This is a genomic window from Klebsiella sp. HC6 (assembly GCF_022605325.1).
GTDB lineage: Bacteria > Pseudomonadota > Gammaproteobacteria > Enterobacterales > Enterobacteriaceae > Klebsiella > Klebsiella terrigena.
In genome coordinates this window covers 3,847,080-3,862,897 of the sequence record NZ_CP093276.1, presented here as the reverse complement: position 1 = coordinate 3,862,897, position 15,818 = coordinate 3,847,080, and the positions used below count along the sequence as shown (strand labels likewise).

Annotated in this window: 18 protein-coding genes and 1 riboswitch; of the genes, 6 read left to right on the top strand and 12 right to left on the bottom strand. The window is 57.2% G+C overall.

Translation table 11 applies throughout. The features are described 5' to 3' along the window. Positions 1-45 precede the first annotated feature (45 nt). The 6 genes from crcB to MMW58_RS18600 all read right to left on the bottom strand — a co-directional run bounded on the left by crcB (position 46) and on the right by MMW58_RS18600 (position 3,451). Positions 46-420, bottom strand: coding sequence for a fluoride efflux transporter CrcB (crcB, locus tag MMW58_RS18625; RefSeq protein ID WP_133597249.1), 375 nt, complete (start codon positions 418-420; stop codon positions 46-48). 32 nt (positions 421-452) lie between these two features. Beyond that, positions 453-1,139: a 2,3-bisphosphoglycerate-dependent phosphoglycerate mutase gene (locus MMW58_RS18620; protein WP_241721815.1), complete on the bottom strand. Its 687-nt coding sequence runs from the start codon at positions 1,137-1,139 to the stop codon at positions 453-455. Between the two features lie 70 nt (positions 1,140-1,209). Further along, positions 1,210-1,392 (bottom strand): hypothetical protein, encoded by a 183-nt coding sequence (locus tag MMW58_RS18615; RefSeq protein WP_045854729.1) that lies wholly within the window; start codon positions 1,390-1,392, stop codon positions 1,210-1,212. A 53-nt stretch (positions 1,393-1,445) separates the two neighbouring features. Next, the gene (eno, locus tag MMW58_RS18610; RefSeq protein WP_241721814.1) at positions 1,446-2,732 is read right to left on the bottom strand and encodes a phosphopyruvate hydratase; all 1,287 of its coding nucleotides are present in this window, start codon (positions 2,730-2,732) and stop codon (positions 1,446-1,448) included. 14 nt (positions 2,733-2,746) lie between these two features. Then, positions 2,747-3,175, bottom strand: coding sequence for an adenine nucleotide alpha hydrolase family protein (locus tag MMW58_RS18605; protein ID WP_045854731.1), 429 nt, complete (start codon positions 3,173-3,175; stop codon positions 2,747-2,749). A 3-nt stretch (positions 3,176-3,178) separates the two neighbouring features. Further along, positions 3,179-3,451 carry a hypothetical protein gene (locus MMW58_RS18600; protein ID WP_241721813.1) on the bottom strand — a complete coding sequence of 91 codons (273 nt, stop codon included), beginning with the start codon at positions 3,449-3,451 and terminating at the stop codon, positions 3,179-3,181. Positions 3,452-3,493: 42 nt separating this feature from the next. After that, a riboswitch (Fluoride riboswitch) is annotated at positions 3,494-3,568 on the bottom strand. 537 nt (positions 3,569-4,105) lie between these two features. Between MMW58_RS18600 and MMW58_RS18595 the strand changes: the two genes are divergently transcribed. The 3 genes from MMW58_RS18595 (at position 4,106) to MMW58_RS18585 (ending at position 7,686) form a co-directional block, all read left to right on the top strand. Then, complete coding sequence (locus MMW58_RS18595; protein WP_133597257.1) at positions 4,106-5,755, top strand: putative bifunctional diguanylate cyclase/phosphodiesterase; 1,650 nt, start codon at positions 4,106-4,108, stop codon at positions 5,753-5,755. Between the two features lie 339 nt (positions 5,756-6,094). Beyond that, positions 6,095-7,150, top strand: coding sequence for a catalase family peroxidase (locus tag MMW58_RS18590; RefSeq protein WP_241721812.1), 1,056 nt, complete (start codon positions 6,095-6,097; stop codon positions 7,148-7,150). Beyond that, positions 7,147-7,686 carry a cytochrome b gene (locus MMW58_RS18585; protein ID WP_159237151.1) on the top strand — a complete coding sequence of 180 codons (540 nt, stop codon included), beginning with the start codon at positions 7,147-7,149 and terminating at the stop codon, positions 7,684-7,686. The genes MMW58_RS18590 and MMW58_RS18585 overlap by 4 nt, the downstream gene beginning before the upstream one ends. A gap of 46 nt (positions 7,687-7,732) precedes the next feature. Here MMW58_RS18585 and MMW58_RS18580 read toward each other — a convergent pair whose 3' ends face one another. Next, positions 7,733-8,488, bottom strand: coding sequence for an SDR family oxidoreductase (locus MMW58_RS18580; protein ID WP_241721811.1), 756 nt, complete (start codon positions 8,486-8,488; stop codon positions 7,733-7,735). A 355-nt stretch (positions 8,489-8,843) separates the two neighbouring features. Here MMW58_RS18580 and MMW58_RS18575 point away from each other — a divergent pair, with 355 nt between their 5' ends. Both MMW58_RS18575 and MMW58_RS18570 read left to right on the top strand, forming a co-directional pair. Then, a complete protein-coding gene (locus MMW58_RS18575) occupies positions 8,844-9,431 on the top strand; it encodes a TetR/AcrR family transcriptional regulator (protein WP_159237149.1) in 588 nt (195 codons plus the stop codon). A gap of 152 nt (positions 9,432-9,583) precedes the next feature. Then, a complete protein-coding gene (locus MMW58_RS18570) occupies positions 9,584-10,285 on the top strand; it encodes an aspartate/glutamate racemase family protein (protein WP_045854738.1) in 702 nt (233 codons plus the stop codon). Between the two features lie 64 nt (positions 10,286-10,349). Here the strand turns inward: MMW58_RS18570 and MMW58_RS18565 are convergent, their stop codons facing one another. Next, complete coding sequence (locus MMW58_RS18565; RefSeq protein ID WP_133597267.1) at positions 10,350-10,754, bottom strand: nuclear transport factor 2 family protein; 405 nt, start codon at positions 10,752-10,754, stop codon at positions 10,350-10,352. Then, on the bottom strand, positions 10,747-11,322 hold the full coding sequence (locus MMW58_RS18560; protein WP_241721810.1) for a nuclear transport factor 2 family protein: 576 nt from the start codon (positions 11,320-11,322) through the stop codon (positions 10,747-10,749). Before MMW58_RS18560 ends, MMW58_RS18565 begins: the two co-directional genes overlap by 8 nt. Before the next feature lie 127 nt (positions 11,323-11,449). Here MMW58_RS18560 and MMW58_RS18555 point away from each other — a divergent pair, with 127 nt between their 5' ends. After that, positions 11,450-12,406, top strand: a complete 957-nt coding sequence (locus MMW58_RS18555; protein WP_241721809.1) for a LysR family transcriptional regulator — start codon at positions 11,450-11,452, stop codon at positions 12,404-12,406. Here MMW58_RS18555 and MMW58_RS18550 read toward each other — a convergent pair. From MMW58_RS18550 to MMW58_RS18540, 3 genes are all read right to left on the bottom strand, one after another. Beyond that, positions 12,398-13,099: a GntR family transcriptional regulator gene (locus MMW58_RS18550; protein ID WP_159237146.1), complete on the bottom strand. Its 702-nt coding sequence runs from the start codon at positions 13,097-13,099 to the stop codon at positions 12,398-12,400. The genes MMW58_RS18555 and MMW58_RS18550 overlap by 9 nt on opposite strands. Positions 13,100-13,235: 136 nt before the next feature. After that, entirely contained in the window at positions 13,236-14,429 is a 1,194-nt protein-coding gene (locus MMW58_RS18545; protein WP_241721808.1) for an enolase C-terminal domain-like protein, read from the bottom strand. 1 nt (position 14,430) lies between these two features. Then, positions 14,431-15,750 (bottom strand): MFS transporter, encoded by a 1,320-nt coding sequence (locus tag MMW58_RS18540; RefSeq protein WP_159237144.1) that lies wholly within the window; start codon positions 15,748-15,750, stop codon positions 14,431-14,433. Positions 15,751-15,818 lie beyond the last annotated feature (68 nt).

Genomic DNA, 15,818 nt, shown 5'->3' with positions numbered 1-15,818 from the left:
GAGCGGGCTCTCCGTTCCAGGGACCGCGGAACGGAGAGATCTTCTCTATATTACCGTCATGACCAAAAAGCCGGCGGCGGTCATCAGCAGTGAACCAAAGACGTGCGTCAGCACCGAAATGACGGCCCACGAATAATTACCGTTCTGAAGCAGCACCACAACCTCGGCAGAGAAGGTGGAAAACGTCGTCATGCCGCCGCACAGGCCGGTGGTAATAAAAAACTTCCACGCCGGATCCAGATGCGGCTGCCTGACAAAAAAGGCCAGGGCGAGTCCGATAATAAATCCGCCGATCAAATTAACCAGCAGGGTGCCCGGCGGTAGATTAGGAAAGGAGCCATTAAGACGCATGGAGAGCACCCAGCGGATCACGCAGCCCAGCGATCCGCCGATAACCACGGCGAATAATGATTTATACATAAAACCTCACAGATGTACGGGACCGTCGGCGCTTACTCCAGAGGAGCGCCGCCGCGGATAGTTTCGTTTTCGTTAATTTCGTAAAGAACCGGGACCCCGCAGGGAATATGCAGGTTCATCACCTCATTTTCGTCGGTCTGCTCGAGGAGCATCGTCAGCGCCCGCAGCATATTGGCGTGCCCAACGAGCAGCACCGTTTCCCCGCTGACCACGCGCGGGGCGACGACATGCTGCCAGTAGGGCAGAATTCTCCGCTGCGCCATCTCCAGGCTTTCTCCGGCAGGAAGGTCTGCCAGGGCCACGTGGCGATAGCGCGCATCGCGGTGAAGGTGCCCCGGATCCTCGGTCAGCGGCGGGGGGATGCCCCGATAGCTTCTGCGCCAGTGGTAAACCAGCTTCTCCCCCATCCGCTGTGCCGCTTCATCCTTATTCATGCCCTGAAGAGCGCCGTAGTGGCGTTCATTCAGCCGCCAGGATTTGTTCACCGGCAGCCACAGCTGATTCAGCGTATCCATAATCAGCCACAGCGAGTGTATGGCCCGGTTCAGAACGGAGGTACACGCTGAATCTATCTCTATACCCGACCGTTTTATCAGCCTGGCCGCGTGCCGCGCTTCTTCTATTCCCTTCAGGGTCAGCGGGACGTCTGTCCAGCCGGTAAAACGGTTCTGCTGATTCCAGATGCTTTCCCCGTGGCGTAATAAGATGATTTTTCCCATGACCAGGAACCCGTTAGTTGATGATAAATTTCCAGAATTACCCGGCATGCTGAAGCGACGACCTGCGCATTTATGCCGCTTTGCTCAGGAGGTGGCGGGTCAGAAAATGGCCGCAGCTCCCGATAAACAAAGCAATGGCTGCCGCCGGGTAATCATCCGCACGGGCAGCAAAAAAGAGGTCAGCAATCAGGAATACCAGCCAGGTACTCAGGATCCCGACGGCCGTCGACAGTAAAAGGATTTTTGGCTTCACGGCGGGCTTCCTTTATAGCCTCCCGCACCTGCGGTACGGGAGGGGGCACGGGGTTAGCGTTTTTTAAAGGCGGACTTACCCGCAAAGACGGCCGCATCGCCCAGCTCATCTTCAATTCGCATCAGCTGATTGTATTTCTCAATCCGCTCCCCGCGGCTGGGGGCGCCGGTTTTCAGGTGCCCGGCGCGAAGCCCTACGGTCATATCCGCAATAAAGCTGTCCACGGTTTCCCCGCTGCGGTGCGATATAAAGGTCCCCCAGCCGTGGTCCTGACACAGCTGCACGGCCTCAATCGTTTCGCTCAGGGTGCCTATTTGATTGAGCTTAATCAGCGCCGCGTTGGCCAGATTTTCATCAATGCCGCGCCGGATATATTTCACGTTGGTCACAAAAATGTCGTCACCCACCAGCTCGATTTTATCGCTGAGCGCATCGCTAAGGATTTTCCAACCGGCCCAGTCGTCCTCCGCGAGGCCATCTTCAATCAGCACGATCGGGAACTCGCCCACCAGCTGCTCATAGTAGCGGGTCATCTCCTCGGCGCTGAGGCGGGCATTTTCCGTGCGCAGGGCGTATTTCCCCTCTTTATAAAACTCGCTGGATGCCGGATCCACGCAGATCGCGATATCTTCGCCAGGCCGGTAGCCGGCTCTTTTAATGGCTTCAACAATCAGCTCCAGCGGCTGCCGGTTGGAGGAGACCACCGGCGCAAATCCCCCCTCGTCACCCACGCCGGTGGAGAGGCCTTTTTCAAGTAAAACCTGACGCAGATTCTGATACACCTCGCTGCCCCAGCGAATAGCCTCGCGCACGGAGGAGGCCCCCCAGGGCGCAATCATAAACTCCTGAAAGTCGGCGCCCTGCCAGCGGGCGTGGACCCCGCCGTTAATAATATTCATGCACGGGACCGGAAGCAGATTAGCGCCGACGCCGCCCAGATACCGGTACAGCGGGATGCCGGAGACCTGGGCGGCGAGACGAGCCGCGGCCAGCGAGACGCCGAGGATGGCGTTGGCGCCTATCCGGCCCTTATTTTCCGTCCCGTCCAGGGCAATCAGGCGGCTATCGATATCCTTCTGCCGGCGGACGTCGTAGCCCTGCAGAGCATCGTGAATTTCCGTATTGATGCTGTGAACGGCATCCAGCACCCCCTTGCCGGCAAAACGCTGCCCGTCGCCGTCGCGACGCTCAATCGCCTCACGGGATCCGGTGCTGGCGCCGGAAGGCACCGACGCTCGCGCCGTGCGCCCGCCGGCAGCGGTCACTTCCACTTCTACGGTCGGATTACCCCGGGAGTCCAGAATTTCTCTGGCAATTACGCGTTCGATTTCATAGCTCATATAATGACCTTATTTTACGGAACAGGGATATGTTTAATCAGTACATCAACGGAGAGATGGTTGATAAATTCAAAAGAGAACGAGGAGTACACCCCGAACAGGCGGTTTTTATGCCCGAGCATGACCAGGTCGATATCCTCATGCTGCACTACGGCCTCAACGTCTCTGAAACGATGAATACTGACGATGGATCTGACTTTAATATCAATACTGCAGGACTCCACCAGGCGGCTCAGCATCGCCTTCGCGTCGATAATCTCGCGCGACTGACGGTCCTTGATGAGTGAATCACTGGTGTAATCCATTTCCCGATAATCAGCGCTGAGATGGCCTACGGTGATGCGGGTTGCCATCTCTTTTGCCAGGCGTTCAGCATGCTGGAGCAGCAGCAGTCCGTCGGTTTCATTCTGAACAAGTAACAGTGCATGCCGGTAGATGTGCATAGCTCACCTCTTAGTCGAAGCGAAACGAAGGAGCATCGAGGGAAGAACGTCTTTTTCCTGCCGCGGCGCGTCGGATTGATGCCGTACGCATAGGGTATTCGGGGGCATTTCCCAAGGGTAAGAGGGTCTGAGGGTATGGCTGAGCCTGGGGGCCATCGTCAGCGCGCGGCAGATAGCATTGCCGTCAGGATGGCCGTAGCCAAAAACGCCAACAGGAGATTCGCTTTCAGATGAGAAAGTAACGGGAAGTGCAGAAAAATCAATGACGTTTTGCATAGCAACACCTGACATACATGCCTAAAAGGAAACAGCAACAGTTGTATATCAGGCGTCATCATCCGGTTCGACAGAACCGGCGGTTGGGAAAGGTGGAACACCATCACCTTGTAAATTGAGCTTATATGACGATTTTCGCGAAATCAATATTTATTGATGCAAACGGTGGTTTTTTTCTTCCGCAGGGGCGGTGAAGCGCGCGCGAATTTTAAGGGAGTTGAGTTTTTTCGCATCCTGTAACATTTAATAAAAATGACGTTCGCAGAGGGCTGGATAAGTGGAGTATCTATTCTTACACGTTCCTGAAATAGCGGGCCCACTCTTTTTTCTATTAATTTTGGGGTAATGAATAAGGCCTCTGAGGGTATTTTTCTCATCACCGCTGATGCTGCTTGTTAATATTGTTGACGGCGGTTGCGGCAATAAATAATAAAGGCAGTCTTTTTCAGGCCTGGCGGCTGGCGCGTGCGGGCGCATCGTCCCCTGAGGTACAGGAAAGGGCGACGTGCGCGCTGGCGCCTGATGCCGCGAAGCTACGGGCCAGAGATGCTTGTGGCAAGAGCGGTAGCGATGGGTTACATTGTGATTAACACATTTTCACATTTCTGTTCCGTGATTCTGTCAATACACTGCTACGCCGTTGGGTTGGTTTATATGGATAACAGAATGTTAACTGATATTTCATATCGTCATTTCGTTGAAAATGTGAAAGATTATGCTATCTATATGCTGGAGTTGGATGGGACGATTGCCAGCTGGAATGAGGGCGCGCGCCAGGCTAAGGGCTACACCAGCGAAGAGATTATTGGCAGTAACTTCAGCATATTTTACAGCGAAGGCGAGCAGCAATCAGGAGAGCCGGCGAGAAACCTGGCGCTCGCCCTGAAAACCGGCAAATTCGAGGGGGAAGGGTGGCGCTACAGAAAGGATGGTTCGTCATTTTGGGCGCACGTAGTAATAGACGCTATCCGCAATGACGACGGGACCTTACTGGGTTTCGCCAAAATAACCCGGGATATTACCGAACATAAGGAAGTGATTGATAAGCTCTCGTGGATGGCGCGGTATGATTCTCTGACCGGGCTACCTAATCGGGTGGCGTTTTTTGCGTTTGTCGAAGGATTGATCGCGGGTAATAACTATACTCAGCTGGCTATTTTTACTATAGACCTTGATAAGTTCAAGGAAATAAATGACGTTGAGGGCCATCTTATTGGCGATCTCCTGCTGCAAAGAGTTTCGGCAAATGTCGCTAAAATGGTCAAGAACGATGAGCTGGTGGCCCGGTTTGGTGGCGATGAGTTTGTGGCGGTAAAGCCGTTTGAGTCCGCCGACGAACTCGATCTCTTTATCGAGAAGCTGCAGGGGTGCTTTAGCGGAATACATGATTTTGCCACTACGTCGGTTTCAGTCATTGCGAGCATCGGCTTTTCTGTTTTTCCTCGCGACGGTTCCGATCTTAATACCTTAATCAGCAACTCAGATTTGGCTATGTATCGTGCCAAATCTGATATCGACAATAAGGTGTGCCGCTACGAGCCTGAGATGGACGAGCGAACGCGTAAGCGCAATCAAATGATTTCGGATATCAGGCAGGGGATCAAGGAGGACCAGTTTTATCTGCATTATCAAGAAAAGCGCTCGATCTCCGGAAAGCAGGTGACGGGATATGAGGCTTTACTCCGCTGGCAGCACCCCGAACTCGGGCTGATATACCCTGACGAATTTATTCCCCTGGCGGAAGAGAGCGCGACGATTATACCGCTGGGCTATTGGGTATTAGAGCAGGTATGTCGTGAAGCGCTGGTGAATAAAATTCACAAGAAGGTTTCGGTAAATATCTCTCCGGTGCAGCTGCGCCATCGCCATTTTATAGACAACGTCCGCGGAATTTTAATGAGAACCTGTTTCCCGGTTAGCCTCCTTGAGTTCGAGGTCACGGAGACGGCGTTTATTGTCGATAAAAAGCTGGTGTTTAACGTTCTCAATCAAATAAAAAACATGGGGATCAGTATCGCCCTCGATGATTTTGGAACCGGCTACTCCTCCATTAGCATGCTGCGTGAATTCCATTTTGACCTCATCAAAATGGACCGCAGTTTTCTGCAAAACATTGAGAACGACACCGAGGTTCGCTCCTTCGTGAGGGCGGTTATCTCGCTCAGTAAATCGATTAATACCCCGCTGATCGCCGAGGGCGTTGAGACCCTGGAACAGCTGAAAATCCTGAAAGATGAAGGCTGCAACGAAGTCCAGGGCTTTCTTTTTGGCAAGCCGACGATCATTGGACAATTAAAAAAGTAGCCTCTCAGGCCCTTCATCGCTACGCCGTAAGCGGGCCGATAGGCCTGCCTGCCGGCAGAAAGCCGGCTTCTGCTGCGGCTTACTCAGCCAATAAAACCTCTGAATGACAAACTTCCGCACCCCGATGGGGCAAGCGCGAGAGCATTGACATTGAATCTACCAACTAGTAGGTTTGTTTTCGCCGTTCGCAAAATCGCCCGCCGATTATGGCCGATGCGCGTCGGTTGATTAACGCAAGCCTCGGCCTTTAAAGCGGCTGGCGGCCATTAGAGTTTTCCTGCGGGAATCGCTTCTCGCGTTTTTGTTTGTGGGTTCAATGTTAATAGTGTGAGCGAAAATATGACAACCTCTTCACTTTCCGCTGGCCAGAAAATAGCGCGCCTGCTGCTGGTGGGCCTTATCCCTTTAGGCGTGATACTGCTCTTTCTGTGGGCAGGCGGCTGGCTGGCGCCGAACCGCCTCAGTGCAGACAGGCTGGTGACGGTTCTGCAAAAATCGGGCGGCGAGCACCCGGGCTTTCGACGCAATCATGCCAAGGGCGTATGCGTTGTGGGCCGTTTTATCTCTAACGGCAACGCCAGCGCGCTGTCGCGTGCGGCGCTGTTCGCCGCCGGAGAAACCCCGGTAACGGGCCGCTTTGCCATCGCCGGCGGCAACCCCAACGCGCCGGATTATGCCGTTCCCGTGCGCAGCATGGCGCTGGAGTTCAGGCAGGGTAACGGGGAGCAGTGGCGCACGGGAATGAACGCCATGCCGCTGTTCCCGGTCTCCACCGTGGAGGAGTTCTACGAACTGCAAACCGTCACCTTGCCCGACCCGAAAACCGGCAAACCCGACCCTGACAGGCTGAAGGCGTTTGTCGGCTCGCACCCTCAGCTGCAGCGTTATCTGGCCTGGGCAAAGCAGTACGTCCCCTCGTCCAGCTGGGCGAGCGATCGCTATAACAGCCTGAATGCGTTTCGCTTTATTGATAAGGCCGGGGCCGAGCACCTGGTTCGCTGGAGCATGGTGCCGCGTACCGGCTATCAGCCCCTTAGCGAGGCGGATAAAAGCGATAAGGATTTCCTGCAGCACGATATCACGCAGCGCCTGGCTCAGGGGCCGCTGCGCTGGGATCTGCTGATAACCGTCGCCCAACCGGGGGATGCAAGTAACGATGCGGCTAAGCTCTGGCCTGACGATCGTCAAACCATCAATGCGGGTACGCTCGAGCTGGTGAGCGCCACCGCGCAGGAGGGGGGCCCCTGCAACGATATCAACTACGATCCGCTGATCCTGCCGTCCGGGATCGCCGCCTCGGACGATCCTCTACTCAACGCGCGGTCGTCGGCCTACGCCAAATCGTATAACGCGCGTACCCGCGAACAGTCCCAACGGTCAGGAGCCCACTTATGAAACAGGTAACCCATTTTCATCCGGCGCTGCGCTGGCTGCACTGGCTGATGGCCGCGGCGATCGTGGCGATGCTGTTTATTGGCGTGGCGATGGTTTCCACGGTTTCCTCCCTGCACGCGCTGCTGGTGTCCATTCACAAGCCGCTGGGCCTGATGATCCTGCTGCTGGTGGTGGTGCGGCTGTGGCTGCGTTTTTACACCGCCGTGCCGCCTCTGCCGGGCACCGTACCCGGCTGGCAGCGGCGGCTGGCGCATCTCTCGCACTGGGTACTGTACGCGATGATGCTCCTCCAGCCGCTGGTCGGCTGGGCGATGCAGTCGGCCGCGGGGTATCCCGTCTCCGTCGGCGGGGCCTTTATTTTACCGCCTATCGCGCCGGTGAATAATGACTGGTATGCGCTCCTGCGCCCGCTGCACTCGGCGGTTGCGCTGCTGCTGTTCATGACCGTGATGCTGCATCTGGCCGCCGCGCTATTTCATGCTTTAGTGCGCCGCGACGGCGTCTTTGAAAGTATGTCCGGCGGCGGCAGGCGATAGCCCTGGCAAAAAATCCGTGCCGAATCATATCGGCACGGATGAGGGCTTAATCCGGGTTCATAGCGCGGAAAAGCGTATCAAACGTGCCCTCTTTTTCCGCCCAGCGGCGGCCTTTATCGCCGTCAAGCAGGATCTCCCCGCGCGGGTGCTGTTGGTTTTCAATTAATGCCATTACGCGGGAGATGTATTCCGCCAGCGGCATCGCCCTCGGGTCCACGGACTGCGCGCTGCCCGTCAGCCCGGTCTGCACGTACGGCGGCGACAGCTCAAGCACCTCAACCGGGATATGCCGCATCTGGTGACGTAACGAGATCAGCCACGAGTGCAGGAACGCCTTGCCGGCGCAGTAGGTCGGGAAGTCTGCCTTAGGCACGAATGCCAGCGCGGAGCTGGTTGCCATAAAAGTGGCGTCAGCCTGGCCCTGAATCAGCGGCAGGAAGGCCGCCGCGAAGCGGAGGGTACCGAGTATGTTGGTCCTGACTATCTCCTCTGCGACGGACGTATTCCCGCCGTCGGTGAGGAAATTTTCGCTGCGCGAAATACCGGCGTTGGCGATCAGCACGTTGAGCTGCGGAAAGCGCGTTTTGACCTCTGAGGCCACGGCGGCAGGCATCGTCTCATCGTCCGTATCGAGCCTGAAGCCCGTCATTCCGGGATGCGCGCGGGTGATTTCATCGAGCAGGGCCTGGCTGCGCCCGGTGATGATGACCCGGTTGCCGCGCGCGTAAAACGCTTCGGCCAGCGCGCGGCCGATACCGCGGGTGGCGCCAGTAATCAGAATGGTGTTACCGCTAATATTCATAACATTGTCCTCTCCGGATAGAGCAGATGGAAAGGCGGCGAGGGGCTATCGGATCTGTTGTCGTCGCTGATAGCCGCCAGAGATGGGAACGTCGCCGCATAGATCCCCTATTCTCTGCTGAGACCCTGGGGTATCCGGGCGCGTTGGATGACGGTAACGCCTACGGCATTGTGGCAATGCCCAATGAGTATATTGACGCCCTCTGAGGTCGGCAAGTGAATTATCTGGCCAGCGACCCTCGGCTCGATCCCGGCGCCAGTTTGGGCGTTAGCAGGTCTACCTGTTGGTAGGTTTCCTGCCAACGCTCTGATAATATGCACCTTATTCAGTACGATATGCACATGCGGATCCGACTATGACGACTGAGCGTTCACCGAAAGCAAACGAGATTATTTCCTATACCCGACAGCTACTTACCTCCGGTGGCTACCAGAGCTTCAGCTTTGCCGATATCTCTGCAAAGGTGAATATTCGTAAGGCGAGCATTCATCACCACTTCCCGAGCAAGGCGGAGCTGGTGAAGGTGGTGGTCACCGAGTATCGGGAAGAGGCCCGGGCCGGAATGCAGGCGATGAGCCAGCAGATGAATGATCCGCTGGCGGAACTTCAGGCCTACGTCGACTACTGGACGACCTGCATTCGCGAGGGCTCCTCGCCGTTTTGCATCTGCGCCATGCTTGCCGTTGAGCTGCCGACGCTGCCGGCGGAAGTGGCCCGCGAAGTGAGCGGCCATTTCGCCGATCTTACCGAATGGCTGGCCACGTTGCTGCGCAGAGGGGAAAGCGAAAAGCGCCTGCGGCTCCCCGTCAGCCCTGCGGATGAGGCGAGCCTGCTGATGGCCACGGTGCACGGCGCCATGCTGTCGGCGCGCGCCTTTAACGATGCGGATATTTTCCGCAGAATAGTGCAGCCGCTGATCGATAACATCGTGGTTCGCGCCTGATCGTTTGTGGGAAGTGCCCTCATGGCGCCGGCGAGCGGGAGCGGACGCTGCGGCGCGGCGAAATATAAGCGCAAAAAGTTTGATAACCACCTCCATGCGCGGGCAGGCGGCGGAAAATTCGCCGCTGGTTTACGAAAATAAGGATTAATAGCATGAAAACTATCGGCATTCTTGGCGGCATGTCCGCAGCTTCAACGCAAACTTACTATCGGCAGCTTTGTAACCTGACCCGGGCGCGTTTGGGCGGCCTGCACTCCCCGGAGCTGCTGATACGCTCCCTCGATTTTGCCACGATAGAGAAGCTGCAAATGGCGGGTGAGTGGGAGCAGGCCGGCGAGGTGCTGAACCGGGAAGCTAAAGCGCTTGAGCGCGGCGGCGCCGACTTTATTGTGCTGGCGACGAATACCATGCACAAGCTGGCCGGCCAGCTGATGACGGGCGTTTCAATCCCGCTGCTGCACATCGCCGACGCCACCGCCGCGGCTATCCGCCAGCAGGGATTGCGCGCGCCGGGACTGATGGCGACGGCCTTCACTATGGAACAATCCTTTTATACCGACCGTCTGGTCGCGGCCGGCCTGACGCCGATTATCCCGCAGAGCGCCGACCGGGCCACAACGCACCGGATCATCTATGACGAGCTATGCTGCGATATTGTCACCAGTGAAAGCGAGGCGGCTTACGTCGGTATTGCGCAGCGGCTGGTTGAGGCCGGCGCCGACTCGTTGATTCTCGGCTGTACGGAAGTAGGGATGCTGCTTAACCAGGGCAATGTAACGGTGCCGGTGTTCGATACCACGCTTATCCACTGCGATGCTGCGCTGGCGATGGCCCTGGAAGAGCCGGTCGCCTGATCCTCAGCGTGCCGCCGCCGTTATTTCAGCGGCGGCAATCGCGGCGCCTGGGCGCGGCGGCGGGTTATTCATCCGCAAAAAGTGCGTTCATTTTGTCTGAATCATAATAGCCCCATATTTTTACGATTTTCTGGCGCTCAAGGCGCAGCACCCAGCAATATTGCATATTAAAATCTGCGCCGTTTTTACCCTTACCGCCGGTGGCGTGGAACTGCAGGCAGGCAAGGTCGCCGTCAACGATCAGGCTATCGACGATCGGCACGGGCCATGACGCCAGCCGCTCATCCAGCCGTTTAAGCAGCCGCTGGCGGTAGCTTTCTTTGCCCCGGTAGCATCCCGCGATCGGCGAGGTGCCCATCGCATTGAATTCCAGATCGTCATCTAATGCGGCGATAAAGTTCTCTCCCCATCCCCGATCCGCGATCGAAAGGAACAGCGACGATAAAAGCTGGCGGTTCTCTTCACTCATGATCCTGCTCCGTAGCGGTTAATGAATTCTGGTATGTCGCCTGTAGAACGTCGGAGAGGCCTTGCGCCAGCAGCTGACGCGGGGCATCGCTCCCGTCAACGGGGAGTAGCGTCCTGCTGCATATTTTCCAGCGTCCGTCGCGGCACTCAAGCTCCCAGCGGTTAACGACAACCCGATGGATGCGGTATCCGGTGGAGGTGCCGTGGTTGGTCATTTCCCGCGGCGTGCCTTCTTTATCCAGCTGCAAAAGCTGCAGGTAGGAGGTGACCACCGCCGTATCGCCGCGCAGGTCGATAAGCGGTAATCCGGCAAAATGCGCCAGCCCGCCTTTGATAGCCTCTTCGTGCTCCGGCCTGAGAATAAAGGCCGCAATCGCCTCCACGCCCTGCGCGCCGTCCAGCCCCGCACCGCGGTTGAAAACGCCGTCCTCGGTATAGACGGACGCCGTATACTCAGCGAGCCCGCTGTCGGCGCTGGGCGGATGAGAAGCAATAAGTTCATAGATCGCTAATTTGGCTTCGATTATTCGCAGCCTTTGTTCGGTCGTTAGTTGATTGTCATTAGCCATACGGCGTCTCTTCCTGTTATTGCAAACCTGATTGAAGCGGTATGACAATAATAATTGTTTTGTGCGACTGTATAATCGGCTACAAACTTAATGCAGTGATTAGCCATATTTAATAAAGGAGCGACGGATGATAAGCCGCGCGCAGTTCCCTGCGCTTAATACCTTTGTGATGGTCGCCGAGAAACTGAACTTCAGGGCCGTTGCGGACGCCCTGGGCGTCTCCGCATCCGCCGTCAGCCAGCAAATTAACGGCCTGGAAGAGCAGCTGGGGCTGCGGCTTTTCAACCGAACAACGCGTTCCGTCAGCCTCACCGAGGACGGCAGGGGGCTGTATCTGCAGGTCGCCCCGCTGCTGGAGAACCTTGCCGGCGCGCTGATGCAGGCGCAGTCCCGTAGTCGGGTCATCAAGGGGCATATTCGCCTTCACGCTTTTCGCTCGGCGGCAGAAATGTTCCTCGACGCCAGGATCCCCGCTTTTCTTGCCGCTTTTCCCGACGTGCACATGGATATTGCCGTCCACGATTCTCCCGTCGATCTTATCGCCGGCGGGTACGATCTTTCGCTGCGCCTCGGGGAGGTGCTGGCGCCCGGGCTGGTTGCGGTCCCCGTCGGCGGGCCGCTGCATCAGATAGTTGTGGCGGCGCCGTCCTGGCTGCAAGCTCATGGCGGCATCGAGAGACCAGAGGATTTAATCCATCACAACTGCATCGGCTGGCGCTGGCCGGGCGCGGCGGTGCCGGAGCCCTGGCAGTTTTCGTATAACGGCCGGCTAAAAAATATTGCGGTGAACGGGAATCTGGTGGTGGACGATCGCGAGCGGCAGTATCAGGCGGCCATCGCCGGCGTCGGGGTGGCTCAGGTTACCGCGGAGAGGGTGAAGCCGCACCTGCTTTCCGGCGCCCTGCAGCGCATTCTTAGCGCCTGGGAAACGGCATTCGCAGGATATTACCTGTGCTGGACGGCGGGGAGGGCGATGTCGCCGGCGATGAGGGCCTGTATCGACTGGTTACGCGATGAGCCGCAGGTGTCTCAGGCCTCAGGCGGCTTTTATCCGGGTGGAGAACCTCAAGGAAAATTACTCTGAGGCGGGCGGCTCCTTGCCGAATTTTTCATGAAATCTGCGCACTATTCCGCCAAGATGCCAGTGCAGCTTCTCTTGCGCCTGCTGGTCCAGCTCCTGCTCCAACAGCCCGACGATGGTTTCATGATCGACCTGGGAGTTTTGAAACTCTTCCGGCGTTCTGGTCAGATGGTTGAGGAAGGCGCGGATGCGGTTGATGCTGGTTTTATAAAAGCCGATCAGCTCCCGGTTCTGGCTGGATTCAATAATCGCCATATGGAACGCTGCATCTGCCTGGCGGTAGCTCTCCGGCGCGTTGAGTAGCGCCTCGCGCCCCCGCACAACGTGCTCTTTCAGCAGAGTAATTAGCGCGTTGCGGTCGTGGCGAAGCGCCAGCGTTAGCGCGCCGGCCTCCAGAATTTGCCGCATTTCGCAGGTTTCCCGCATCTCCTGCTCGTTGAACTCAAACACGAAGGTGCCACGCTGGGGGAATATTTGTACCAGGCGTTCCATTTCCAGCTTTTGCAGCGCGGCTCTGACCGGCGTACGGCTCACGTTGAGCTGGGCCGCAATATCGTTTTCTGAAATTAACGAGCCGGGCTCTATTTGGCAATTGACGATGAGGTCGCGAATGTGATCGGCCAGAATACTACTCAGTGACTGAGGGCGGATTATCTTCTTTGAGGACCAGTCAATAAGTAGTTTATCGGAGGACATAGCGTGGCGTACTTCCTTAATACAAATAGCCTTTATTGCCGCAATAGTTGCACGATCCGATTTAAGATGCAAGGTGTAGTATACAAGATACAGCCCCCTCAAACGGCGACCCATTCGCCGCGTGAGGGGGAGAGGATCAGGAGGTGAAGAGGTACTCCTGGTGCCGGATGTGCTCAGGGTTGAGCGCCATCCCCATGCCCGGCACTTCAGGCACCCGAATCAGGCCATTTTCCGGGACCAGCGGTTCGCTGAGGAAATACTGGTGAATATCGTTCCACTTCACCAGGTACTCCTGATACGGCGTGTGGATCGGCGACTGGGTGGTGGTAAAGTGGGCCGTCGCGATGGTGGAGTGGCCGTGCGGAATGACCTGCAGGTCGTACATCGTGGCGGCCGCGGCGATTTTTAAGGTTTCAGACAGGCCGCCGCACCAGTAGATATCCGGCTGAATAACGTCCAGCACGTCGGCCTCAAAGAAGCGTTTGAAGCCCCAGCGGGTATATTCATGCTCGGCCCCGGCCAGCGGGATGGTCAGCCGCTCCTTCAGGCGACGCATGCTGTCGATTCTGTCCGGCATCACGCACTCTTCCAGCCAGCGCGGTCGGTAGGGCTCAATGGCCTTCGCCAGTTCGATGACGTAGGTCACGTCCATCGACTGCCAGCAGTCAAACATCAGATCGTAATCCTCGCCCACCGCCTCGCGCAGGGTTTTCACCAGCTCAACGTTCTTCTTTAATCCCTCTCTACCGCTCATCGTGCCGTGGCGGAAGAACCATTTTTGTCCGCGATAGCCCAGCGCTTTATACTGCAGCGCGCGCTCGCGCACTAGTCCCATATCCTGGACGGCAAAGCCCAGCATCGAGGCGTAGGCCGGGATCTCCTCGCGAATCGAGCCGCCCAGCAGACGATAAACCGGCTGCTGCATCCACTTGCCGCGAAGGTCCCACAGCGCGCAGTCGATCGCGCTGATCGCCAGCATGGCGTCGCCCTGGCGGCCGTGAATCAGCGCCCGATGCATCTGGTCCCACAGGCGCTCGCTGTCGCGCGGGTCCTGGCCCAGCAGTAAAGGGCGCAGCTGGCCGTGGATAATCGAGGCGACGGCGTGGGGAACGGGGCCCGCCAGCCCCTCAACGCCTTCGTCGGAGATAATTTCCACAAACACGGTGGAGATGGAGAATCCCTCTTTCAGCTGCACGCCGCCGTCATGGTTGTCGACGACGCGATACTGGGCGTACACGTCGGTCGGACGAGCGAGGCGCTCCTCCCAAAAATCCACTTCCCCGGGCAATATGCCCTTAACCTGAAGTAATCGGACGTCGATAATCTTCATCTTACTGACCCTCACGTTGTTCATTGCTGTTTTGATATGCCGATGATTGCTGGCGACGGAAAATGATGCTCAGGGTGATAATGGAGAGCAGGGCCATTGCCGCCAGCCAGTAGAATCCGCCGTTATAGCTGCCGCTGCGATCGCGGATCACGCCGATGACCCACGGGTTAACGACGCTGGCAATGCTGCCGAGGGCGTTAATCAGCGCGATGCTGCCCGCCACCACGGAGGCGGGGAAGAACTGCGCCGGCAGGCCCCAGAACACGGGCATCGCGCCGAAAAAGCCGAACGCCGAGCCGCAGAGGAACGCCATTTTGAGCAGCGAGTTATCGAACCACGCCACGCAGAGCAGCCCGAGGCATGAGATAAGCAGCGCGGCATAGTTAGCCAGCAGCCGCGAGCCGGGACGGTCGGCGATGCGCCCTAGTACCAGCATGCCAATCAGGCCGAAGATGTAGGGAATGATGGTGATAAAGCCGGTTTGCACGTGGCTTAAACCCGTTTCGCTGATGATTAACGGCAGGAAGGTGCTGACCGCGCCGTTGAGGTTAGCCAGCCCGTAGTAGGTGAGGCTGAATAGCAGCACCAGCGGGCTGAATAGCGCTTTGAGCAGGCCGCCGTGTCCGCGCGGCGGCAGCTTTTTTTGTTCTGCGGCGAGGGTGGCCATCAGCCAGCGCTGCTCCTCTGCTTCGAGGAATTTGGCATCTTTGGGCTTGTCGGGCAGCGCGAAGGGGACAATCAGCCCCAGAACGACGGCCGGAATGGCTTCGATCAGGAACATGATCTGCCAGCCGCTAAGCCCCATCCATCCGTGCAGCTCCAGCAGCAGGCTGGAAATCGGCGTGCCGATAATCAGCGCAATCGGTATGCCCGTCATGAAGGAGGCAATAATGCGTCCGCGCCAGGCGGCGGGGAACCACATGGTGAGGTAAAACACGATCCCGGGGAAAAAGCCGGCTTCGGCAGCGCCGAGCAGGGCGCGCATGACGTAGAGGCTATTTTCGTTCCAGACGAAGATATGCGCGCCGGAAATAATCCCCCAGGTCACCATAATTCTGGCTATCCACCAGCGGGCGCCAATCCGCTCCATCAGCAGGTTTGAGGGCAGCTCAAGCAGCGCGTAGGGAACAAAAAACAGCCCTGCGGCCAGGCCAAAGCTTGCGGCGCTGAGGCCGATATCCGCATTCATGGTTAATGCGGCCACCCCGATATTGGCGCGATCGATAACGGCGATGACGTAGCAAGCAATCAACAGCGGGATCAGCCGCCAGGAAAGTTTGCGTATAACCCTTTTTTCAATTTCAGAATCTGTGGTTTGCATGGTGTGTCCTGATGATGAGGTTATAAGTACCTAAGGTTCTTGTATACAAGTTCAGTTGTATTCATCTC